The organism is Proteiniphilum sp. UBA5463, from assembly GCF_002427225.1.
Taxonomy (GTDB): Bacteria; Bacteroidota; Bacteroidia; order Bacteroidales; family Dysgonomonadaceae; genus Proteiniphilum; species Proteiniphilum propionicum.
In genome coordinates this window covers 11,842-36,271 of record NZ_DIQL01000057.1, presented here as the reverse complement: position 1 = coordinate 36,271, position 24,430 = coordinate 11,842, and the positions used below count along the sequence as shown (strand labels likewise).

General features: G+C 41.9%; 15 protein-coding genes and 1 pseudogene. 10 read left to right on the top strand and 6 right to left on the bottom strand.

Annotation, left to right across the window (positions count from 1 at the left end; all coding sequences use genetic code 11):
• The 4 genes from B3B27_RS10870 to glmS form a co-directional block, all read right to left on the bottom strand.
• Positions 1-1,199, bottom strand: a 1,199-nt coding sequence (locus B3B27_RS10870) for a methylaspartate ammonia-lyase (protein WP_286847426.1), incomplete at its 3' end; no start/stop codon positions are given.
• 74 nt (positions 1,200-1,273) lie between these two features.
• The gene (locus tag B3B27_RS10865; RefSeq protein WP_238868706.1) at positions 1,274-2,725 is read right to left on the bottom strand and encodes a methylaspartate mutase subunit E; all 1,452 of its coding nucleotides are present in this window, start codon (positions 2,723-2,725) and stop codon (positions 1,274-1,276) included.
• 20 nt (positions 2,726-2,745) lie between these two features.
• Entirely contained in the window at positions 2,746-4,140 is a 1,395-nt protein-coding gene (glmL, locus tag B3B27_RS10860; RefSeq protein WP_238868707.1) for a methylaspartate mutase accessory protein GlmL, read from the bottom strand.
• 133 nt (positions 4,141-4,273) lie between these two features.
• Entirely contained in the window at positions 4,274-4,684 is a 411-nt protein-coding gene (glmS, locus tag B3B27_RS10855) for a methylaspartate mutase subunit S (protein WP_238868708.1), read from the bottom strand.
• Positions 4,685-5,403: 719 nt separating this feature from the next.
• Here glmS and B3B27_RS10850 point away from each other — a divergent pair.
• Both B3B27_RS10850 and B3B27_RS10845 read left to right on the top strand, forming a co-directional pair.
• A complete protein-coding gene (locus tag B3B27_RS10850) occupies positions 5,404-7,173 on the top strand; it encodes a TrkH family potassium uptake protein (RefSeq protein WP_286847425.1) in 1,770 nt (589 codons plus the stop codon).
• Between the two features lie 18 nt (positions 7,174-7,191).
• On the top strand, positions 7,192-7,884 hold the full coding sequence (locus B3B27_RS10845) for a potassium channel family protein (RefSeq protein WP_238868713.1): 693 nt from the start codon (positions 7,192-7,194) through the stop codon (positions 7,882-7,884).
• Positions 7,885-8,114: 230 nt separating this feature from the next.
• Here the strand turns inward: B3B27_RS10845 and B3B27_RS10840 are convergent.
• Positions 8,115-8,426 (bottom strand): annotated as a pseudogene (locus B3B27_RS10840) (helix-turn-helix domain-containing protein); the annotation flags it as partial.
• Positions 8,427-8,583: 157 nt separating this feature from the next.
• Here B3B27_RS10840 and B3B27_RS10835 point away from each other — a divergent pair.
• Positions 8,584-9,120 carry a glycosyl hydrolase family 18 protein gene (locus B3B27_RS10835; RefSeq protein ID WP_286832417.1) on the top strand — a complete coding sequence of 179 codons (537 nt, stop codon included), beginning with the start codon at positions 8,584-8,586 and terminating at the stop codon, positions 9,118-9,120.
• A 394-nt stretch (positions 9,121-9,514) separates the two neighbouring features.
• Entirely contained in the window at positions 9,515-10,858 is a 1,344-nt protein-coding gene (locus B3B27_RS10830; RefSeq protein WP_238868716.1) for a Gfo/Idh/MocA family oxidoreductase, read from the top strand.
• 175 nt (positions 10,859-11,033) lie between these two features.
• Here the strand turns inward: B3B27_RS10830 and B3B27_RS10825 are convergent, their stop codons facing one another.
• Positions 11,034-11,864, bottom strand: coding sequence for an ROK family protein (locus B3B27_RS10825; protein ID WP_238868717.1), 831 nt, complete (start codon positions 11,862-11,864; stop codon positions 11,034-11,036).
• A gap of 306 nt (positions 11,865-12,170) precedes the next feature.
• On the opposite strand from B3B27_RS10825, the gene B3B27_RS10820 reads away from it, so the two are divergent.
• The 6 genes from B3B27_RS10820 to B3B27_RS10795 all read left to right on the top strand — a co-directional run bounded on the left by B3B27_RS10820 (position 12,171) and on the right by B3B27_RS10795 (position 24,397).
• Complete coding sequence (locus B3B27_RS10820) at positions 12,171-13,553, top strand: hypothetical protein (RefSeq protein ID WP_238868718.1); 1,383 nt, start codon at positions 12,171-12,173, stop codon at positions 13,551-13,553.
• Positions 13,554-13,560: 7 nt separating this feature from the next.
• Positions 13,561-14,589: a twin-arginine translocation signal domain-containing protein gene (locus B3B27_RS10815; RefSeq protein ID WP_238868719.1), complete on the top strand. Its 1,029-nt coding sequence runs from the start codon at positions 13,561-13,563 to the stop codon at positions 14,587-14,589.
• Positions 14,590-14,957: 368 nt separating this feature from the next.
• Positions 14,958-16,028 carry a Tat pathway signal protein gene (locus B3B27_RS10810; RefSeq protein WP_286847423.1) on the top strand — a complete coding sequence of 357 codons (1,071 nt, stop codon included), beginning with the start codon at positions 14,958-14,960 and terminating at the stop codon, positions 16,026-16,028.
• A gap of 276 nt (positions 16,029-16,304) precedes the next feature.
• Positions 16,305-18,899: a DUF4861 family protein gene (locus B3B27_RS10805; protein WP_238868721.1), complete on the top strand. Its 2,595-nt coding sequence runs from the start codon at positions 16,305-16,307 to the stop codon at positions 18,897-18,899.
• 245 nt (positions 18,900-19,144) lie between these two features.
• On the top strand, positions 19,145-22,411 hold the full coding sequence (locus B3B27_RS10800; RefSeq protein WP_286847422.1) for a SusC/RagA family TonB-linked outer membrane protein: 3,267 nt from the start codon (positions 19,145-19,147) through the stop codon (positions 22,409-22,411).
• A gap of 12 nt (positions 22,412-22,423) precedes the next feature.
• Positions 22,424-24,397, top strand: coding sequence for a RagB/SusD family nutrient uptake outer membrane protein (locus B3B27_RS10795; protein WP_286847420.1), 1,974 nt, complete (start codon positions 22,424-22,426; stop codon positions 24,395-24,397).
• The last annotated feature ends 33 nt before the right edge of the window (positions 24,398-24,430 follow it).

Here is a 24,430-nt window from a genome sequence, read left to right as displayed (position 1 = left end):
ACGATCATATACCCTTCATCCACTCCCATACCGGGTTTGGCAAGGTATTGAACAGGTGAAGTAGCCATGGCAATGTGTGCTCCAATTTCGGCGGAACGGTTGGTTTCGTTGCAGGTTCCGCCCAGGTAGGCGCCCATATGGTGTTGCTTGCAATACAGCACAGCCTCTATGCTGTTGTTGATTCCGCCCAGATCGGGCGTTTTGATTTGCGCCATGTGTCCAGCTTTGTTTTCGGAGAAGTCGATGACATCCTGGAGCGTGTTACACCACTCGTCGGCAACAATCTCTGCCGTAATTCCCATTTTTTCCATCTTCTGGCGGATAATGCGGAGCGCGTCGATCTGAGCCGCTTTCTCTCCCATATCCACCGGGCCTTCGACGCGCAGGTGAAACGGTTTTGCTATTTCTGCCAGCTCGCCCACATAACGGGCAATGGCTTCGAAATTGTTATCGAAGACAATACCCAATGTTCCGTAAACGTCTATGTGGATAACCGGATTGTAGCTGTCGAAAGGCTTCAGCTTCAGGATTCGCTCCCTGAGCCACTGGATATACGCTTTGATTTTTTCTCCCTTCAGGCCCACTTTGGTCTCTACGTGGTTGAAAAGCGCATGAGGCAACACATCGGCAGCTTTCATAATCATTTTATCGGCATTGAGGTAACGGTCGTCTCCCGACTGTGAAAAAACAGGAATAAGGGTTTTCGATATTTCCGTTCCGTATTCATCGGCAATCACCTGCGCCATCAGCTTCCCTTTGCTTTTTGCTACGGCATCCAAACAGGCCTGCGTGACCCCATAGCGGATAGCTGTATGGTAAATTTTCCCAGTAGATGGACTGATGGCTTTATCCACGCGATCTGCCATTTCACGGAAAGTAGTGACCTCTTTGCCTACATAAAGCGGCGCAATTTCTTTTTCGATAATGGGAATGAAGTTTCCGGCAAGGAAAAGCGGATCGCGGCCACCGGCCCCCGAATATTGGACAGCAGCACAGTCACCGTGTGCGAAAGCACCGTTTTCGAGCACAAAAATAACCGAGACGGACTCCCCGGCCTGACGCACCGCGGTGAATCCCTGTGTTACGGGCGCGCCTTCATAAAATGCCCCGTCGTTTTTTGCTCCTTGCTTGATGGCTTTCTGGTCATCGAAGAAGAAGCCTGTTTTCCCGGGTGCACAGATAAGTTTTGTAATTTTCATATTTTTTTGAAACTGTTAGACATTAGACAGATAGGCATAAGGGTTTTAGCCTTTAGTAATTAGTAATTAGTAATTTATTTCGGCCTTCCAACAAGAAACCCTTTGCCGATGGCATACACGTCATCGATAACCATCTGGAAACTGACGGCCCGTTTTTCGTACCGGGCACGTTCTTCGAGTTTCTGACGGTGGAAATCGATCAGGTCTTGCGTAAACGGCATATTGCCGGTTTCGAGAAAACGGACGGCTCCCACGTTATCGCGTGCGGGCATAACTTTTCCAGCATTGTAACGGTTTGGCGCAAACGGGATATCAATAACTCCGGCTTCGAATGCGGCGACCGTACCCACAGCATAGTCGCCTTTACCCAATTCCTCCACTTTTTCAAGGATGCAGCGCATCTCCTTCATGATGATCTCGCTTTCTGACACAACAGCCGGAATAGAGCGGAAGTCCTGGTCCTTAAGCATCGATACCAACTGTTTTGTAGCCCGCAATCCTGCGGCATTAGCTTCTTTGGTGGGTACTCCCATGGCTTCGTGCGGCGTCTTCACAATCACCTTGGTCGCTTTGGCCAGCACTGCAGCGGCAGCACCCCACGAAATTACCCCGAAAGCCTTGGCCTCATCCTGTGGAAATCCGCCCATCCATTGATGGAAAACGGTAGTGACGCGCACATCGTTGAACCCGAATTTATCGAGGTACTCGCGTGTTAGGATATTCAGCGAACGGATGGCGGCGACATCCTGAATAAGGTTCCCACACTGCCCGTAACCTACTGTAATATCTTTCACCCCCTGGGTGGCGGCAAGCAATGATTCGATGATGGCCACCGAGTTGGATATGCAGGGTGATATAAGTGTTCCCGTAAGAGGTCCGAACGGCTCGCGGTTGATCGACACACCCGCCTCTTCATAGAGCCCGACAAGCCTGTCGGTATATTGCCAGTACGCAATGGTTTTTTCAATCGAATGATTTTTAGAATAGGGTATGTTGTAGGAAATTCCACCACCTTCGAACGAGGTAAACCCGCCGGCAATACTGATTTCAGTAAGCAACCGGGCATCGGGAGTACCGTGGCGGACCTGAACCGGATTTTTGAGCGATGAGGTAACCTTGCGACATATATCAACTCCGTAGTTCACGATAGGGAAGCCGTTCAACATGGAACGTCCGGTTTCTTTGCTTTTCTCAATTCCCGTTTCGGCTTCGTTGTAGCGGTTTAAGCGTGTGTAGCTGTCCACGGTTGTAGGGAGCAGGTCGGCTTCACCTTCATTCTCAAGAAACCTGAGCAACTTAATGTGCTCCTCGTAAAGCGCTACTCCTGCACGGGGCTGAATGAGTGTGACGTTTTGCCCGGCAGCTTTTGCCAGCTTCAAGCCAAAACGTTTTGCTTGTGGAATAGACCGTTGATAGGCTACGGCTTCGTCGAAATCGACACTTTTACCCGTTTGCCAGTGTCCGAGAATTTCTTTTCGCTCGGCAAAGAAAGCATCGTTTGAGAGTTTTTTATTGGTAATTTCCATTATGAGTTATTTGTTATCAGTTATGTGGTAGTTGTCAGATCTATTGTCTCTTTTTTCATCAACTCTAACGCCAGATCTGGATAAGCTGAGCCGAGCAATCCCATAGACGCAAAAATATATTTTTTATCGATTAAATAACCGGGCTGTTCGGGTTTGGCAAACACGAAATCGTCCGGTTGCCGTTTTGCTCCTTCCAGAATAGCCTGTGGTTCACTGGCATTGATAACAACACCTCCGATACCGATAATAAACGGCACAGCGGAAAGATCTTTCCCAGTGAGAGTATACACCTGCCCGAAGGGTGTATATACTGGGTGGTAGGTCCCTGCGTGCCGTTCCACGGCAATTTTTACGGCATTACGTGCTATCAACTCCTCAATCTTCTGTTCCCGGGATTCAGCTTCAACCAACAAGCCAGGATGCTGCGTACAGGTTTTTACCCAATCAATCACCTCTGACCTGTCGATGCTTAATTCTTCCGAAAAGGTATCCAGATCCAGCTCTTCCACCAGCGACGCAAGGCTGTAGCGCATTCCCAGATCGCCCTCAACGGTACGTTTGCTAACCGGCTCAGGGAGCCCTTTCAAGGTGACGTTTTCGAGGGTGGGCCTGCCATCGGAAATGGAGTAAACATCCGTAGTTGCCCCGCCGATATCCACTGCCAGCAAATCGCCTAAACCCGGTGTGTTTTTAGTGCCTTTGCTCAACAACTCACAGGCATTCAACACCGCTAATGGTGTAGGAATTATATCAGTTTTGCACATTCTCTGAATACCGCCAAGTCCTTTGGCTTCGATAATGCGGCTGATAAAGAGTTCTTTTATTTTTCTCCTGGCAGGTTCGATGTTTAACTTGTTGAACTCAGGCATAACATTTTCGGTTATTACAAACGGTTTTCCCGAAGCCCTGAAAATCTCTTCCAGCTCAAACGATGCGCATTTGTTGCCTGCAACAACAACGGTGAACGGACAATCGATCTGACATAACCGGCGCGCATTGGTAAGAATCACATCCTTATTTCCGCCATCGGTCCCGCCACAGAGTAACACCAGATCGGGGCGGATATCAAAAATTTCTGCCTGTTCCGCCTGCGATATTTCAAAAGCATATGTTTTGACCACTTTTGCTCCCGCACTGGCTGCGGCAAGTTTTGCCGCCTTAGCGGTAAGTTCGGGAACCAACCCCAGTGAAACCATTTTAAGTCCCCCGGCAGCGCTGCTGCAACAAAGCAGCTCATCGTAGAGGAACTCTCCGGCATGTTGTCCCAACTTGTTATAAGCAGCCATAAAACCCTCTTTCACGTTGGTGCCGATGGTGGTAAAGGCGGCAGAAGTTGCCACAATCTCCCTCTTAGCGGTATCAATCGCTGTCAGCTTGGTATATGTGCTGCCGATATCTGCAGTGAGAATGTTCATTATTATGCTGCGCGTTATTCAATAGTCATTCGTTTCGTATAGTTCAATTATAATTGGCAGCTTCGTGGAAAAAATTAACGAAACTTCGAATTACAGTTGAATTACAAATCGCCCCTGGACAATTACAATAGGATTATATTTTAAGAATTTCTTTTAAATCGGAAATACTTTTTTCCACGGCCGTACCCGGAGGATAAACCCGGGTGAACCCCATAGCCAGGAAACGCTTTTCCACCTCATCGAAGTTTTGTTTTCCCACTACCAGGTTTCCCCCTGCCAAAAGCGGAATGTCTTTAAGTCCGGCTTCATCGCATTTTTCGCGCAAACCCTGGCAGTCAATCTCGCCATGCCCGTAGAGCGAAGAGACCAAAATAGCATCGGCATTGGTTTCCAGTGCGGCTTCGATGTATTCTTCCTGCGCAACCATGACACCCAGGTTGACCACTTTAAAACCCGCCTGCTCCAGTGCAAAAGCAAGAATCTTATTGCCTACGGCATGTACATCAGCGCCAATCACTCCGGTTACAATAGTTTTTTCATTCATACAGTATTTTTCATTAATAGTACGATGCAAAATTAATGCTTTAAAACACATCCACAAAGTTTAAATGAAAATAACTTTTTTACTTTACTGACATTACTGACTTATTCAGCCATTGACATGAAGAATTTAGTGAAACAAGTAATGAGTGGCCGATTGTGTGAATATTAGCAGAGAGAAGGAAATCAAAGAGCTTGATGCTGAAATCAAGCTCAAGAGAGCAGAAGCGAAAAAATGCCCAGTCTCGAATAAAAAGTAGCGGCACAATGTGAAATAATGGAACTCGAAAAATAGCGTAAAGAGAAGAGGTAATAATTATTTACTTCTAAGAATGAAATTGATGACAAGGAAGAGAACCTGTTGACGGATATTGAAAAGATGCTGAATCAAAAAAACTGTTTAACAATGATGTGTTCACGTCCTATAGAGGGTAATACAAAAGAACATCATCACCAAAGAGATTATTAAATTATTGAAGATATTTGCTGCTATCAGCTACATAAATAAATTATTGAAACGTATTTCATCAATTTGACTGACTGTAAAACTTTTTCTATATCTTTACCATGTTTTATTTATTGAAAGTAAATAACAGGAATAAAACATTTGAGCGAAACTGCAAGGAAGCACTCCTTTCATGTTTTTCAGTCTTTCAGTAGTGAAAAAAGTATTGATCCGGTAACGACTTACGATACGAAACTTTGCCTCTAAAACAGACAGCAATGCAAAATAAATTCACTATACAGAAAATGCTTAAAGTTGTCAGCAGGACATCTTTTGTCATTGGTACCATATCATTTTTTTTAGCTGTCTTCGAATTGGGCTTTCCGTATGAAAACACATGGGATAATTTTGTTTTTATCTTCTTCAACCTTACGCTTTTAACCGGTTTTTTATCTATTCTTTTCAGAACTGTTTACAAAACAAATGCATATGGTATTGTAGGGCTTATAACAGATTGGATCTTAATCTTTATCCTTTTTTACACTCTTGTTTTAAATGCGGTGCGTTATTTTACAACCTCATCTGTGTTTGAGTGGAATAATATGTGGACATATATCGGTTTGTTTATTGTCTTTTTTAGAGAAATTTATAATATACGGTTCCGCTTTCGTAACAAGTCGTTTAATCCGGCAATAATTTTCATTGTCAGTTTTATGACAACTATTTTCATAGGGAGCCTTCTGTTGATGCTGCCCAATGCATCTAATAACGATATAGCTTATGTTGATGCGCTATTTACTTCAACCAGCGCTGTATGCGTAACGGGGCTTACGGTTCAAGATACCGGCGTGTACTTTACTCGCTTTGGACAAGTGGTTATTATGATGTTAATTCAGGTGGGGGGATTGGGGATTATGACTTTTACAAATTATTTCAGCCGTTTTTTTACCGGACAGGCTTCGTTTAAAAGTCAGGTGATTATTGCTGAAACAACTGCTGTTGATAAATTTGACAATGCATTTCGTACCCTACGGAATATTATTTTGGTTACTTTCAGTATCGAATCAATCGGGACTTTAATACTTTTTTTTTCAACAGGTTCAACAGTTATTCCTGAGTCCGGTGAACGCCTTTTTTTTTCGGTTTTCCATGCTGTTTCATCTTTTTGTAATGCAGGATTTTCAACGCTTTCGAATAATTTGTATGAAGAACCTTTCCGTTTCAACTATTCTGTTTTACTCACCCTGGCATTTTTAATTATTTTGGGGGGTATAGGATTTCCAATTCTGTTTAATTCGCTTCAGTTTTTGAGGTATAAAACTAAAAGTCTGATTGAAAAATTTTTTCTTAAGAAACGTGATATTTATAAATCGTGGGTACTTAGCCTGAGCACAAAAATTATTCTGACAACTACTTTAGTTTTAATAATTTCAGGGACCATTATTTTATTGTTTTTGGAGTATAGCAATACATTGGCTGAGCATAAGACATTATGGGGAAAATGTGTAACATCGTTTTTTGGGGCTGTTACACCACGTACTGCTGGATTTAATTCAGTAAACACGGCAGAAATACTAATGCCGACAACTTTGTTTATTGTTTTATTGATGTGGATAGGTGCCTCACCGGCATCTACTGGCGGAGGAATAAAAACTAGCACTTTCGCACTAGCTGTAGTAAATGTGGTAAATTTAATACGCGGACGCCGTAGCAATGTGTTTGGCAGAGAAATTAACCAGGGGACAATGAACAAAGCTTTTGCCATCATTTTTCTTTCGCTGTTAGTAATCGGCATTTCTACTCTTGTCATTTTGCTGATTGAACCGCAGCAGAGGGTGATTAATGTTGTTTTTGAAGTAGTATCGGCATACGGAACTGTTGGCCTGAGTAGAGGAATTACTCCAACTCTGGCAGATGCAAGTAAGATTGTTATTGTAATAACTATGTTTCTCGGGCGCGTTACAATGTTTACGTTTTTGATGGCAATTTTTAAACGTTCTTCCGGCTCTTATTACTACTTTCCGAGAGAAGATCTGTTAATAAACTAGTTTTAAAGATAAAAACATATGAAATTCATTATTATAGGATTAGGCCATTTTGGTTCGGCATTGGCCGAAAAACTTACGAATATCGGGCACCAGGTAGTGGCGGTTGATAGCAATATGCGATTGGTGGAACTAATAAAAGATCGCGTTACCCATGCTATTTGTTTGAACTGCAAAGATACGCTGGCAATTAAAAACCTGCCACTTGAAAATGCCGACGTTGCAATAGTTTGTATTGGGTCAAGCGAAGGTGATAACCTAATGACTACGGCTTTACTGAAAAAGATGAACGTTAAACGCATTATTAGCCGCTCAGTATCTCCTTTGCAGGAAAATATTCTGGAAGCTATGGGAATTAATGAGATTATTCGTCCCGAAATTGAGACTGCCGAACGATGGGCATTGAAGTTGTCGGCGACCGCTTATGTTGATCTTTTTGAAGTGACCAAAGATTTTAACATTGTGGAAATGCACGTACCGAAGCGATTGATAGGTAAGTCGTTGAAAGAAATTGAATTTAACAAAAAATACAACGTGATTGTGCTTACAAAGCTGAAACAGATAAATGTTATCAATAAATTGGGAGTACCCACTACCATATTAAAAACCGGAGATATTATTACTGCAGAAAGTATTCTTAATCACGATGATGTAATTGTCGTATATGGTCACCGTAAAGATATTCAACGACTGATAGAGTCAAATGACAATTAATTAAACAGTGAGTCTGCTTGAAAAAGTCTCAAATTAGAAGATTTGACATCATAATCACTTGAAAATCAAATATCATATTTTACAAAACGACTTGTTAAAGTGGGCTCAACAGTACTTTCTAATGTTATATATATGCGGAAGTAAGAGCAGACTCATTGCTTATTCACCATCTCTTTTCTGTATTCACTTGGAGATACTCCTTTATAACCTCCTTGGAATTTCTCCCCTTGTTTCTTTAAAAATCCACTAATCTGTTTGGGTGACCAATCGTTGCGAACGTGGCGGAACACTTTCTGTTTGATCCATTCCGGGGTAGCCCTGTTCCCGGGCAGACGCTCCTTCCTCTCATCAGCCATCTCCTGTGCCAAACGCCATGAGTAGCCTCCATTCTTTTTTTTGTTACGTCTTACTTCCCTGGACACCGTGTAAGGGCTGACACCTATCAAGTTTGCAATGGTTTTCCGGGTATCACCATTTTTCATACCCAAATAAATTACGTATCTATGTTCCGAAGTTAACCGTTTGTATTTCATAAGCAACATGATAGTTAATTTTAAGGAGACTTCGATCTCCTTTTTTATTAAATTATGTTGCCGGTTGACACTCTTTTTGGGGGCGCACCCCTAACCGCTTGGCAACCCCCCCGCGGTGTTTTTAATGGTTTTGTTTAAAAAACCTATATAAAACTTATCGGGAAAGTTGCGTGAATTGAAAGATGAGAATATGCTTATGACATGCGCAGTGGTGAGCAACTGGTTGAACTACTCTTCAGATTGGCAACGCTATTTTGATTACATCAATGTTATGAGTTACGATCACGATTCATTTACATCCACACCGGTACAGCATGCTTCGTATGATCATTTTGTCAGTGATTTGAATTATTGGGTTAACCAATATGGAACACCTAAAAACAAAATTATCGGAGGGCTTCCATTCTATGGATACACATGGGACGAAGGAGTGCAACCAGATGCAGTTCGTAGCATTCGTTTTCATGGAGTAATTAGCGCCTTTGACGGGAAATACAATTTGACTGCCACAGATATAGCTGATAAAGATAACGTAAGTAAAACATATTATAACGGCAGAATAACCATTGGCAGAAAATGCATGTATGTCCTGGATAACGACTTTGCGGGAGTAATGATCTGGCAATTGTTTCAAGATGCCTATGAGGATGACCTCCAGTTAATTAAAGTTGTAGGAGAAAAAATAGGAAGTGAGCGCTTATAGGAATGATACTATTTCATATCTTGAACTGAAAAATACCGATTGTAGTTGGCACAATACTCTTATTTGCGTTTTTTGATGATAATTATACGTAAAAAGTAAAAGTAGGAACAGTTTATTTTTATATGTTTGTCCTTTATTGAAATATTTCGCTAGTTTGAAGCTGAAGCACGGTTAATTTTGAGTTTTTTCAATAATCAATAGGCAGAAGATGTGTTTACTCTTAATATACCGTCGATTGAACTTTTGAGTTATGCTCTGCTAACAAAAAAGAAGCGTCTGATGCTTTTCATTGGCGGTTAAAAACAGGATTAAATTCAAGAAAACATATTTGTCCTGAATATGTGAATAGGGATATCTTGATTTAATTGAACGTTGATTTATACAAACATATACTATGACTACAAGAAGAGGATTTATTAAAAATGTAGCAATCGGAACAGCTGCAGTATCTGTAGGAGGAATATTGCCTGGTTTTAGTGCAAAGAGCTATAAAAACATTGCCGGTGCCAATGATAAAATAAAAATGGGTGCCATAGGTGTAAACTCGCGTGGAAATGCATTGGCAGGAGGTTTCGCAAGGGAAAAAGGGTGTGAGATAGCTTATGTTTGCGACGTAGATAAACGTGCTATGGAAAAATGTATTGCCAATGTAAAAAATATTGCAGGCAATACACCAATAGGAGAGAAAGATTTAAGAAGGTTGCTTGAACGCAAGGATCTGGATGCTGTTATCATTGCCACGCCCGAACATTGGCACGCACCGGCCGCCTTGATGGCAATGAAAGCCGGGAAACATGTGTACTTGGAGAAGCCTACGAGTCATAATCCTGCAGAAGATGAAATACTAATGCAGGCTGTGAAGAAATACAACATTGTTGCAGCAACCGGTATGCAGCGTAGATCGTGGCCTAATGTTATTAAAGCGGTACAGGAAATAAGAGATGGCATCATAGGTAAGGTTTATTTCGGTAAAGCCTGGTACGCAAACAACAGGCCGTCGATAGGTACAGGAAATATTACTGCCATACCTGATTGGCTCGACTGGGAACTGTGGCAGGGGCCGGCACCGAGAGTAGCCAGCTACAAAGACAACTATCTCCACTATAACTGGCACTGGTTCTATAATTGGGGTACCGGTGAAGCCGGCAACAATGGCGTACATTTTCTTGATATTCTCCGCTGGGGTATGGATTTAACCTATCCTACCCATGTTGATTCCTCAGGAGGCAGATACCTTTATAGCGATGACTGGGAATTTCCGGATACACAGATCGTGAACCTCGAATTTGGAGGCAACAAGCTGATCACATGGGAAGGCCGGAGTTGCAACGGCCGCAATATTGAAGACTCTTCGGTAGGTTGCGCATTCTACGGCGAATCTGGCACTTTGGTCATTGGAGGAGGTAACGCCTATAAAGTATATGATCTTAAAAATGAGCTTGTTGAAAATGTAACCAGTGAAATGAGTTTCAAGGCAGGTGATACTATAAATCCCACACAGCAACTGGATTCGTTCCATTTTTCCAACTTTCTTGACGGCATCAGAAAAGGCTCTCCGTTAAATGCCGATATCAATGTGGGATGTATCAGCACAACACTGGCACATTTGGGAAATATTGCCCAGCGCACAAAAACTACATTCAGAACAGATGCTTTAAATGCTCATATCCTAGATAATCCAGCCGCCTCCAAATTATGGAGCAGGAAATATCAAAAAGGTTGGGAAATGAAGCTGTAATAATATTCCATTTGTAAATTCTCTCATTCTTTCCTTCCGCCGGGTATTAGTGATATTGACGCACGAAAAATCCCGGCGGAATTTTTATTTCCTGAAATTTTCGGCTACTATAAGCAAGTATGAATGAAAGATAGATTGTTCCAGCTTTTTAGGATTTGTTGATATGAGGATGATATCAATAACAGAGGGCAGAAGCACCTAAGATGCCGATGTCCTGCAGCTGCGAACGTAAAATCTTTAATTTTCTGATAGAGTTTGGAAAAGGGAAGTCTTTCAGGTTTTCGACCATCTTCATTTCAAAAAGATGGAATGATTTGGAGATTGCACCGCCAAAAATAATTGCCTGTGGGTCAACGGAGAGAACAATCATCTTCACCAGTACGGCTAGGTGCATTGAATATTCGTTCATGATTTCTGTGGCCTCTTTGTCGCCCGTCTCCACTCTCTGCATAATTTCATAACCAGTGCTGTTATATTTTGAGAAGAAAAAGCTACCGCAATATTCTTCCAGTTTACCATCCAGATAAGGCATTTCTCCAAATTCACCTGAACCGCAATTGGCATCGGCCAGTAGTTGGCCTTTTTGGATTATTCCACCCCCAACACCGGTCCCTAACGTTATTCCCACAAAATTTTCGTAATCTTGTCCCAAACCATAGATACGTTCACCCATGGCAAAGCAGTTGGCATCGTTGTTGATATAAACGGGCAAATCAAACTCCTTTTTAAGAATTGATTTCAGATGGACCTCATCCCAGTTTCTTATATTCTGAACATGATATACTATTCCCTGTTCGCTATCGACAACACTAGGTACCCCAATACCTATTGCTGTGGTATCTACCGTCGTTAGCTGGCGGATCACATCCTTTAAAACGTTCAGTGTTGTCTCTCCCCCCTCAGAGGCTTTTGTATCACGTACAATCTGCCTGATCAGATCCTTACCTTTTATTAACCCTCCTTTGATGGTTGTCCCTCCGATATCGACACCTATGAGATAGTTCATATTTTAGATTTTCAGTGATTTATGATATGATAATTTATCGCTTTGTTATTTCAATCAATAATGTTAAGCATAAAGATATTTATTGAATTTCAGAACAACAAAACAATTTACAGATATTTTCTCGCATTTGCGCTTTTTGAAAGATGATTTGCGTAATTTTAAAGTATTATATGGTTTATCATAACGAACTTTGATAAAATGAAAATCGTGGACTCCAATAGATTTCATCGAATGTTCACAGGTTATGATATACAATAATTAAACAGATGAGTCTACTTGAATAAATAATTTTTTAATGTAAATATTATGATACTTCGCAAAAGCTTGAGATACGTATTTATGCTTCTGTCTTTAATCTTGATTTCTCATGTAGTAAAGGCTGAAAATCAAATATCCCCTGCCGACACCTCTTTAAAAATATCTGTTTTCGACCTCGATGCTACACCTCCTGTTGGTACAGCACTGGCTTATGGTGTAATGAACAATAGCTGGGATCTGGGACTCCGTGCCCGCGGAATCGTGATAATGGGATCAGGAAAACCTGTTGTCTTATGTGCAGTTGACTGGATTGGTATTGCTAATGAAAGCCATGTTGCATTCAGAGAAGCATTGGCTGAAGCAGCCGGAACTACCCCCGACAGAGTCGCTTTGCACACTCTTCATCAACACGATGCTCCACGTTCAGATTTTGGCGCGGAGAAGTTGTTGATTGAAGCTGGCCTTGATCCCGGTGGATATGAAAGTGAATATGACCGGAAACTGATGAATAAATTGGCAGAAGCCGTTAAAGAATCATTAAAGAAATTTTTCACAGTTACGCATATCGGTCTTGGAAAGTCTGAAGTCTCCCAGGTTGCTTCCAATCGTCGTATTTTTGGGAGCGATTCACTTGTCAAGGCTTCTCGTTTTTCAGCCTGCGGAAATATAAAGCTGAGGGAAGAACCCGAGGGTTTGATAGATCCCCTGGTCTCTCTGATCAGTTTCTGGGATAACGAAAAGCCGGTGGCTGTCCTAAGCTTTTATGCAACTCATCCGCAAAGTTATTACCGTACCGGTATTGCTAATCCCGATTTTCCCGGAATAGCCCGCTTTCTCAGGCAGCTGGAGGTCCCTGATGCTTTGCATATCCATTTTAACGGAGCCGGCGGTAATATTGCTGCAGGAAAATATAACGACGGCTCCAGGATAAACAGGTGGATCCTCGCTCAACGCCTGGCAGATGGTATGAAAAGAGCCTGGGAAGCTACAGAGAAAGAAGCTGTTTCGGCAGCATCGGTCGAGTGGCTGGTTCAGCCGGTACGTCTGTACCCTTCTGACAAGAGTCTTGAAGAGATAAAAAGATGGGAGAATTCCAAAGATAAAGAGACACTTGCTTCAATTGTTCCTGCAGTTGCATATATTCAACGATACAGGAATGGAGGAGAAATTAATATCACTTGCTTGAAGATAGGTAAAGCTAGAATGATTGGACTTCCAGGAGAGTGCTTTGTGGAATTTCAACTGTTTGCTAAAAATGTACGTCCCGATTTGTTCGTGACTGTTGCCGCTTATGGAGATTATGGACCGGGATATATAGCTCCCCGGGAAGCTTATAAACAGGGTGGCTATGAAGTTGAGGTGTCGGGCGTTTTCCCCGGAGCAGGTGATGTTTTGATGCAGTCAATGAAAAATTTACTCAATCATAAATGATAAGAAGATGACAACAAGAAGAGATTTTTTACGCAATCTGGCAGCAATAGGTGCTGTTGCCGGCTCACCTAAATTGCTTTTTTCCAATCCAAAGTCTTTGACTGTTGCAAGTATGCAATCTGGCGCGAAAAATAAAATGTGGGCATGCCTGATGCATCTGAGCGTAAACATGTGGAGGGCCTATTATTATGATCTGCAATGGAACGAATCTCTCTGGAATGAAGCCTTGGAGAGTATGACAGCTGCAGGAATGGATACGGTAGTGATTGATCTGGGTGATGCTGTGCAATACCGGAGTCATCCTGAAATAGCTGTAAAGGGTGCCTGGTCAACCGAAAAGCTGCAAGAGGAACTGGTTAAAATTCGCAAGATGGGGCTTCGTCCAATTCCGAAGTTGAATTTTTCCACCTATCACGATTCATGGTTGGGGCCCTATAGCAAAATGGTATCTTCAGACGCTTATTATCAGGTATGCAAGGATCTTATAGCTGAGATATGCTACCATTTTGAAAAGCCTGATTTTTTTCATCTGGGTATGGATGAAGAGTATGAACCCAATCATCTAACCTTCGATTCCATCTCAATCAGACAGAACAAGCAGTATTGGGGCGATTTTTATTTTTTAATTGGAGAGGTGTTTAAAAATGGATCCCGTCCATGGGTCTGGCAGGATTATATCAGGAAATATCCGGATGAATTTGCGAAAATGATGCCCAAATCGGTGTTGCAGAGCAACTGGTATAACAGAAACAATTTTAATCCCGAAAACAATCCCTCTATCAAGGCTTACCAAACGCTTAACGAGCTCGGTTATGAACAGGTGCCCGGTGGTAGTAACTATTATGAAGGTACCGATGAAAACTTTATGAATAATGTGAAGTTTTGCACAAAGAATATATCTGATGAGAAGCTTCTGGGTTTCATCCAATCGTCATGGAGATTCACTACCGAGGAGAACAGAACGCATATACTAAACGCCATAGAATTGGCAGGAAAAGCAAAGAAATGGTACAATGAGTACACATCATCTCATTAGATATCATAACTTGTTCCGTCTGGAAATATGTTGATCTATGACTTTCGCATGTGTTTCGGTTAGAACTGACAAGTTTACTTAAAAAACCAGAACGCTCTTTGTATTCCACCGGTACCACTTATCATAAACATTTTTTATGAGCTAATGTGAATTGTTGGGCAAGAGGGACTGGATAAATATGAAAGATGACATTATTGCCGATAAACTCGATTTTTACATGCTGGAGAATGTGGGAATCAATATTCTCTCAGTAAACAGGGTTGAAATGGATGCCGAGGCACTGCTGACAATGTTTTAATTTATATATGCGAAACTTGAGTAAGAGATAAACAGTTGTGAACACAACTACAATTTAAACAATTTCCAAAATGATAAAAAGAAGAGAATTTATTCAGAGCATAGCTGCTGCGGGTCTGATGGCCAATTTGGCAGGATCTGCTTTTGCGCAACCTGCCAAAAGAAAGAAAGAGGAGTTTATCTGGGCAAATCTGCTACATTTGAGTTACAATATGTGGGAGGATCATACCCCTTCGCCCTATCAGGACACTGTATTCAAAGGTAATGATTGCAGGGAGGCTTATCTTTGGGCTCATAAATATCATCCCGACCTTACATTCGATAAAAAGATGTGGAACAGTCTATTAATCAGAATGGCCGATAAGGGCATGAATATGGTTATAATCGATTTGGGAGATGGTGTAAAATACGACAGCCATCCTGAAATTGCTGTCAATGGTGCATGGAGCACATCCCAATTGAAGAAAGAATTAAAGATTATTCGTGGGCTTGGGTTGGAACCCATACCCAAACTAAACTTTTCAACTGGGCACAAAGCATGGTTAGGACCCTATCAGAGAATGATATCCTCCGATACTTATTATCATGTATGTTCCAACCTGATTAATGAAGTTATCGACCTGTTTGATAAACCCCGTTTTTTCCACCTCGGCATGGACGAGGAAACCGCTGACAATCAGAGGACGCATCAGAATGTGGTGGTTAGGCAGGGCGACCTTTGGTGGCATGATTTCTATTATCTGACAGAACTGGTTGAAACACAAAACGTACGCCCCTGGATCTGGTCTGACTATGCATGGAGTTTCCCGGATGAATTCTTTAAAAAGATGCCAAAGTCGGTTCTCCAGAGCAACTGGTATTATGGGACACAGTTTGAAAAGTTTGCCAACCCTTTGCATGAAAAATATGTAAGAATATACGATCAGCTTGAAGAGCACGGTTTTGATCAGGTGCCGACTGGCAGCAACCACAGTAACGATATTAATTTCAGAGAAACAGTCAAATATTGTGAAAAAAAAATAGCGCCAGAGAGGCTCAAAGGGTTTATGCAGACCGTATGGAGGCCAACTCTTCCCGCCTGTCAACAAAAACACACCGATGCCATTGATCAGGTTTCAGAGGTGATCCGTAGCAGGAGCTGAGACGAAAAAAGCTCAACAGACGTTAAGATGCTTCAACGTGCGATCTTTGCGTATCTTGAGAAATGGGTTGCTTAAATAAAAAACATTTTGTTTGCTTTCGAAAACATTTATGTCGATAGCTGTGGTAAATAAGAATTAATCAGCAATCAATACAGGGGAGTAACCATTGATGTACATTTGAACCCGGAGAATAATTGTTAAGCCACGTTAAAGAAAAAGATTTCCATGCCAATCCTTTTCAAACGTCCGGACAAGCTATTAAATTTATCTAAAAATATGAAAACAGCTTTATTTGGAGCTATTTTGTGTTTCCTGCTTACTGATGTTCAGGCAGCAAATCTGACAGAGAAAGAGAAAAAACAATTGGCTTTTGAATGGGTTTTTGGAGATCTGGCAAAGTTCGACCAGGTGATAGTGCAAAAAGTACTTTCTGATACGCACGGAAAACGTTACTACATAGATCATGACTGTGATGGAAAGCCGGAGGAAGTGTGGTTTATTGATATTGATCCCCGTCATAACGAAAGTAAACGGCCCATATTGGTTCGTGTTATTGATGAAGATGGTGATTTGGAGATGGGCGGTGAACCTGATCTGGACAGTGATCTATATTTGGCAGACTGGAATGCAGATGGGCAGGTAGATGCAGTTGTTGATTACGAAGATATAGATGGCGATCGTGATGTTGACCTTATGTCAATGTTCTTTTATGATGCCAGGTATGGTTTAAGGGCCTGGTGGGGCCGCGATGACGGAGATGATAATTTGTTGTGGTACGATGTTGATTACTACTATTATCAAAACCCATGTCAAAACAACACTCATTTCGGTGGAGACGAAACATTCTTTGCTTTTTATATAAAACCCGGTGAAAAATATTGGACACCTTTCTTTGAAAATCCGTTCCTATTTTATGATCTTGATGGAGATGGCATTACGGAGGAGGTGCTACGGGTGTCAGGGCAGGAAGACGTGGTGCATACTATACGATGGAGCTTTGACCTGGATAACGATGCAACCGTCGTCAACCCCAGAGATTTCGACGTTTCCTTATCCGCATACGCTCCCGGGCTGGAAATTGGAAATAGAGTAACCACATGGGCTTCCGATGAACACAGTGAGGTGGGCAATATTTTGCGTGTAGAGAAAAAGCAAAGTGAAACCATTGTTATCAGGGATATACCTTCGCACCTAGTATTAAAACGAAGTGAGGCAATTTCTTTTTTCTCCGATATAAAATGGTCGAAAGTTTTAATGACCTGGGACGAAAATGATTTGAATAAAGCCTGGGACGGTAAGCGTACCGATATTGAGAGATGGGAGGGAATTATTGCAGCGCCCTCTACCGAAAAGGGATTTGAATTTCCTGTTATCGGAGGCCCCGATTGTGGCCCATACAACAAACGCTATCAGGTATTGACAAAGCCATCCCTGCCAAATGAGTTTTATTTCAATCCTGCCGAAGGTCGGCTTCATATCAAAAACAGCGACAAGACATGGCTGAGAGTTGATTATGACTACGACAACAAAGAAGATATGTATTATTTGTGGACGGATACCAATAATGATGGGTTTTTGGATAAAGTAGAAGTCGATATCAATGGAGATGGCAGGTTTGATGACAGCTGGCAGTTTGATGTGTCAGAGGTAAAGTCTGTCCGGTGGCGTTTTGAAGAGCTTGGTCCTGTCTATTCACCTGTAGTTGCTGATTTCCCCTCACAACTCTATTTGCTGAACAATATGTTGATAGGTGCATTGAGATCTCTAAAGCCTGGATTGGAACAGGACGAGGTGTGGAATATGATAGAAAAAAGAATACAGAACGATATCCTTTCGAAAAATCTGTCCGAACGCCTTGTTAACAGCGATGAATCCATGCTTTATTACCTGAGGATTGCTGCAGATCGGAGGATGTTTAATCTGAAAAAGCAATATAAAAAGAGAGACTTTTGGAAAAAAATAGATGCGGAGCGGACAAAAGGGGATTTTAAGAAAATGATACAGCTGATACGGGAGGAGTTTAAGCTGCAAAATACCGTGCAAGATTACTCTTCCTGGGTGGCAGGATTAAGGGCTCTACCTGATAAAAATGGGGTTGCATGGGATAATACGTGGTTTCCCCCGAACTGGGGATGGGAGTCTGAGAAAGCTGCTTTTCGTTGTTATGACGGACACTTTGACCTGTTTGGAAAGCGAACTGATACATTGATATATAAGAATATCTCAAAAAGCGGCAATTATCACAAAGATACAAACGGTTGGGGAATGGATATTCTGCATGTCGGAAAAACAGGCGGATGCGGGGGATTGGTTTTGTATGTTGATGGAGTTGCCTACCCTGTAAGGAACGAGAAAGAAACCGGAGACCCGGTGTTTACGGCACGGCTATTAAAAAAAACCACTGATACGGTTACCTTAGAGTTTGTAGCTGAAAATGTTGGGCCCGCAGATAGTCCATATACAGTCTATATCCGCCCTTCCGCCATTGCCGGAAGAAAAGACTCTCCCATTGAGATTTTTGTCGAAGGAGGCGAAAGAGGGCGGACCTTAGCTATTGGTCTTACCTTAACCACATTGGGCACCGAAGGCTTCTTCTGTGACAGGGAAGCTGGGGTGATGGGTAGCTGGGGGTTTCAGGACCCGGAGATCGGCTGGATAGGAATAGGGATTATTTTCCCTTCCGACAGGTATCTTTTTTTAGACAAACAACCGGAAGAACGCCGGGTGGTGCTTCGATACAATCCTGGAGAATCGCTGCGGTACAATATACAGGGCGATTGGCTTAGAGCTCATCAATTTCCCCGCTCACCAGGTATTAGGGAATGGAAAAATGTATTGAAGAATACAGCATTAAAAAAATCCTGTAAATAATAAATCAAGGGTATATAATTTCAGGAAAAAATATCGCCCCCCAAAAAAAATCACCAATTACTTAACGCTTTTTGAGGATTGGTTTACGTAAATATAAGATTTATGCATTTATTTTAATTTTACTTTGCATATTATATGATATTACATAATTGTGTTTTTGAAATAATCCTTGTTGGTTGTTAACTTTTCAAGTGGTAACTATCTGTAAATAAGGAAAAGCAGTGAGTATTCGATAAAAGATTTAAATGATTAAAAAAGTAAATCCAAAACAGATGAAAGGGAAAAGAACGTTAAATTTATTTTTCATCGTAATTGTTATGATGATCTTAAGTCCACTTTTTGCTGCAGGTAACGTCACTTCGGACGGCAAAGAGTCAAAAGGTTTCAAAGAAAAAGCAACAATCATTGAAACTAAATTTGCACGGGATGTGGCACAACAACGAGTGAAAATTTCCGGGCGTGTGGTTGATCAGGATGGATTCCCTTTACCCGGGGTTGCTATATCGGTGAAGGAAAGAAAAGGAGTGGGAGTTGCAACTGATGCGGAAGGGAAATATTCCATTGAATGTGGTGCAAAGGAGACTCTGGTCTACACCTATGTCGGGTTTCTTCCTCAGGAACAGCTCGCCGGAGAAATTAACGGCGTAACCGTCACCCTGAAAGAAGATATCCTCACATTGGATGAGGTGCAGGTGGTTGCTTTCGGTAAACAAAAGAAAGAGAGTGTGATCAGCTCTATATCGACAGTTACACCCGGTGAATTAAGAGTACCATCAAGCAACATTACGACAGCTTTTGCAGGTAGAATGGCGGGAATTATCGCATACCAACGTTCGGGTGAGCCAGGATTGGACAATGCTGAGTTTTTTATTCGGGGTGTTACCACATTTAGTACTTACGGGAAAAAAGACCCGTTAATATTGATTGACGGAATTGAAATGAGCTCCACTGATCTGGCACGAATAAACGTAGACGACATCTCGTCGTTCTCTATAATGAAAGACGCAAATGCCGCTGCTCTGTATGGTGCGCGCGGTGCAAACGGGGTTATCCTGGTTACAACCAAAGAAGGTTCGCCCGATAAGATTTCAGTGAATATCAGGGCTGAATTATCATCCTCAGGTAATACAGAACTTGTTGATATTGCCGACCCTGTTACTTACATGAAACTTCGTAACGAAGCGGTAAGGACAAGAGACCCCATGGTGGCACTTCCCTATTCTTCAAACAAAATACGAAATACCGAACTGGGTATTGATCCCATTATGTATCCTTCAGTAAATTGGTACGATTACCTTATTAAAGACCGTACATCAAATCAGAGGGTAAACCTTAATATAACCGGTGGTGGAAAAGCAGTGCAATATTATCTTGCTGCAAATTACCAGCACGACTCCGGAATTATTAAGGAAAGTAAGGAAAACATGGTGAATAACAATATTGATGTTAATCGTTTTCAGGTTCGCTCCAACGTGACTATCAAGTTTTCACCCACCACAAGTGGAATTGTGCGTGCCTACGGATCGTTCGATGATACAAGCGGCCCTAGGCCCGGTTGGATAGACGGCAAGGAGGTATCTGGCGGGATTTATACTTTTCACTTGGCACGCAATGCCACACCTGTAGAATTCCTGCCATATTATCCCAAAGATGAAGCAAATATGGAAACAAAACACCTTCTCTTTGGTATGGGCAGCGAACTCGGATCATTTATCAATCCTTATGCTGAGATTGTTAGCGGATACATAGAGGATAGTAAATCTATGATGTTGCTGCAGTTGGAAATTGAACATAAATTTACCGGACTATTGGATGGATTGTTTGCCAAGGGGATGTATAATACAAAACGAGATTCATATTATGATATTAGACGTACCTATTCCCCGTTCTATTATACTCCTGCTACAACACTGGACGGCTCTTATAAATTATTCCCGCTTAATCCGGATTCAGGTACGGAATACCTGACTTATAGCGAGGGCAAAAGAACGGTAACCTCTACCCAATATGGTGAGCTTAGGTTGGGATACAACAAGAAAATAAATGAGATACACGATATTAACGCGGTATTAGTAGGGACGTTAAGATCAGAAACCGGGGTTATCAGTATTGATGCTCGTGTTTCCGACAAGCTTCAGGCATCTTTGCCCAGGAGGAATATCTCCACAGCCGGAAGGTTGGCATATGGATACGATAGCCGCTATTTTATAGAGTTGAACTTCGGCTATAATGGTAGCGAGCGTTTTGCCCAAAACAACCGTTACGGGTTTTTCCCTTCTGTCGGAGGCGGCTGGATGGTAAGCAATGAAGAGTTCATGTCTGCTACCAAAGATATTATTACCACATTGAAACTGAAAGCTACATACGGTAAGGTGGGTAACGACCAGATAGGTTCAAACTATGACCGCTTTTTTTATTTGTCTCAAATTGATATGTCTGGTACCGGTTACTGGTTTGGTATGGACAGGGCCTACAGATCGGGTATAACAATAGGCAGGTATGCCAACGATCAGATAACCTGGGAAATTGCCAAAAAAACCAATCTGGGAATAGAACTCGGTTTATTCAATGATCTTACTCTTCTGACTGATTACTTTACAGAAACCCGTGAAAATATTTTGCAAACCCGCACAGATATTCCAACAACAATGGGGCTCCGTGCAGTGCCACAGGCAAACGTGGGTGTTGCAAAAGGACATGGATTTGAAGTGGAGCTGAAATATCAGAAAAACTTCAATAAAGATTTCTGGACAGTGGTAAACAGTAATTTCACCTATGCATCAAGCAAATTTAAAGAATACGAAGAACCGGATTATAGCGATGTTCCGTGGAAATCGTACATTGGGTATAAAATAAATCAACCAAGAGGATACATTGCAGAACGGCTTTTTATCGATGAAGAAGATGTGAACAACTCCCCTAAACAGACTTTTGGAGTTTATATGGCCGGTGACATCAAATACAAGGATATAAACAACGATGGACAAATAACAACGGATGACATGGTGCCCATTGGATATCCGACTGTACCGGAAATCATTTACGGAGCAGGGTTTTCCATGGGTTATAAAGCATTCGATTTCTCATGTTTTTTCCAGGGTTCAGCACGTTCTTCATTTTTTATAGAACCTTCAAAAATTACACCATTCCTTAACAGAGGGCAACGGGCACTATTGTCATATATTGCCGAAGATCATTGGTCGGAAAATAACCGGAATATCTACGCTTTTTGGCCGCGCTTATCAGAAACACAGATTAGCAATAATAATCAGAATAGTACCTGGTGGTTGCGTAACGGTGCTTTTGTACGCTTGAAAACAGCGGAATTAGGATATACACTGCCCGCAAAACTAACGAAAAAATACTATGTGAATATGTTCCGTATATATGTAAGCGGTAGTAACCTGCTGCATTGGTCCAAATTTAAGATGTGGGATCCCGAAATGGCAGGTGAGGGTTTGGGATACCCAATACAGAGGGTGTTTAATATTGGAGTAAATATTAATTTTTAATTCACGAGTAAAATGAAAAATTTAATAAAAATAATAACAGCTTTTTTTCTTTTGGGAATTGCAAGTTGTGATTTTTTGGAAGTGGTGCCGAACGATACGGCAACGCTCGATCATGCTTTCTCAAACCGGTCCGTGGCTGAGAAATTTCTGAGGACATGCTACTCCGGCCTGCCAGATCCTACCGACCCATTATATTATCCGGCCTATTTTACCAGCAAAGATGAGTTCGTTTGTGAGATGGACACCCGGGCGAAAAAATCAATGGCGGGACAAATTGCAGATGGGCTGCAAAATACAAATAATCCATTTCAGAATTACTGGTCGGGAATAAACGGGGGTAAAAACATGTACATAGCTATACGCGACTGCAATATTTTTCTGAACAATATTCATCTTCCGAAAGATATTGAATCTATGGAAAGAGCAAGATGGATAGCAGAGGTGAAATTTCTGAAAGCCTATTATCACTTCTTTTTAATGCAGCTCTACGGGCCTATCGTTATAGCTGATAAAGAATTGCCTCTGTCAACTGCTCCCGCAGACTTGATGGCATACCGCGAACCGGTGGATGAGTGTGTGGATTATATCGTAGGGCTTTTGGATGAGGCTATACCCGATTTACCTTTGGTACTTCCGGATCCGGCTACTGAACAGGGCCGCATTTCACAGACCATTGCCCTTTCGGTAAAAGCGAAAGTGCTGGCATGGGCTGCTAGCCCTTTGTTCAACGGTAATCCCGATTACAAAGATTGGGTTGATAACCGGGGTAAACATTTGATTTCCGATACTTACGATGTAAAAAAATGGGAAAGAGCCGCCAAAGCAATTAAAAACGCAATCGATACCTGCCACCTTGCAGGGTTGAAGTTGTATGTTTTCAATAAATACAGCGGAGGGCCGCAAACATTTAATATGAACGATACGTTGGTGCAGATGATGACAATCCGAAAAGCTATTACCGAAGATTTAGAGCGCAATACAGGAGTAATTTGGGCTACCCAGGAGGCTTTTGCCGACGGTAAAGGAGGTGCAGCCGGGTTAGGTTTTACTGCGTTGGGGAATTTTTTAAAATTGTTAATGCCCTATATGTACACTACAGATCAGCCTTCTTATCCAAATTATTATCATGCATCATGGCATATGGTTGAGCTGTTTTATACGAACAAAGGAATTCCGATGGACGAAGATAAGACCTTTAATTATGCCGGGAGATTCGGAGTACGCCGTGCAACACCTGGTGACAAACACGAATTTTACATTGCTACAGGTGAAATAACATCAGAGATGCACTTTAACCGCGAGCCCCGATTTTATGCGGATTTGGTATTCGACAGGGGATATATGGAGCTTGCCACTGCCACAAATAATGGTGGAGCAACATTTTCCCCATTTATGAGATGGAGATATGGAGAAATACAACAGCAAAATAATCAGGCTAGCGGTATGTATTCTCCCAAAAAAATAATTGCTTTTGAGACTTCAAATAGTCAGGGAGTTAGCGGAAAATATTACAACCCATTGGATTACCGTTTCCCGCTGATTCGCCTTGCGGATCTATACCTGCTTTACAGCGAGGCGCTTAATGAAATAAAGGCGCAGCCCGACAACGAAGTGTATTACTGGATTGATAAAGTGAGGGAAAATGCTGGTTTAAATAGTGTTGTATCATCATGGATGGATGCCTCTGTTAATCCTGACAAACCGAGTTCCAAATCGGGTATGCGCGAGATTATTCAACGGGAACGGTTAATAGAGTTGGCTTTTGAAGGGCAACGTTTCTGGGATGTTCGCAGATGGAAAATAGCCGATAAGTATTGGTCGCTTCCTCCTACAAGATGGTCATATCCCTATTTAAATCCTGAGCAGTTTTATGTCCCTCTTGTCTATGGCCCGGCTCGTCAGGTAACTTTCAGAGATTACTTATACCCGCTAAGGGACTACGATTTACGGGTTAATACAAACCTGGTACAAACCTATGGCTGGTAGTGGTTGCATTAGAATGTTGAAATTAAAATAAAT

Coding starts and splice junctions, on each gene's coding strand:
- B3B27_RS10845 (WP_238868713.1), top strand. CDS start 7,192: ATGAAATTCATTATTATAGGATTAGGCCATTTTGGTTCGGCATTGGCC.
- B3B27_RS10865 (WP_238868706.1), bottom strand. CDS start 2,725: ATGGAAATTACCAATAAAAAACTCTCAAACGATGCTTTCTTTGCCGAG.
- B3B27_RS10805 (WP_238868721.1), top strand. CDS start 16,305: ATGAAAACAGCTTTATTTGGAGCTATTTTGTGTTTCCTGCTTACTGAT.
- B3B27_RS10810 (WP_286847423.1), top strand. CDS start 14,958: ATGATAAAAAGAAGAGAATTTATTCAGAGCATAGCTGCTGCGGGTCTG.
- B3B27_RS10820 (WP_238868718.1), top strand. CDS start 12,171: ATGATACTTCGCAAAAGCTTGAGATACGTATTTATGCTTCTGTCTTTA.
- B3B27_RS10800 (WP_286847422.1), top strand. CDS start 19,145: ATGATTAAAAAAGTAAATCCAAAACAGATGAAAGGGAAAAGAACGTTA.
- glmL (WP_238868707.1), bottom strand. CDS start 4,140: ATGAACATTCTCACTGCAGATATCGGCAGCACATATACCAAGCTGACA.
- glmS (WP_238868708.1), bottom strand. CDS start 4,684: ATGAATGAAAAAACTATTGTAACCGGAGTGATTGGCGCTGATGTACAT.
- B3B27_RS10850 (WP_286847425.1), top strand. CDS start 5,404: ATGCAAAATAAATTCACTATACAGAAAATGCTTAAAGTTGTCAGCAGG.
- B3B27_RS10815 (WP_238868719.1), top strand. CDS start 13,561: ATGACAACAAGAAGAGATTTTTTACGCAATCTGGCAGCAATAGGTGCT.
- B3B27_RS10830 (WP_238868716.1), top strand. CDS start 9,515: ATGACTACAAGAAGAGGATTTATTAAAAATGTAGCAATCGGAACAGCT.
- B3B27_RS10795 (WP_286847420.1), top strand. CDS start 22,424: ATGAAAAATTTAATAAAAATAATAACAGCTTTTTTTCTTTTGGGAATT.
- B3B27_RS10825 (WP_238868717.1), bottom strand. CDS start 11,864: ATGAACTATCTCATAGGTGTCGATATCGGAGGGACAACCATCAAAGGA.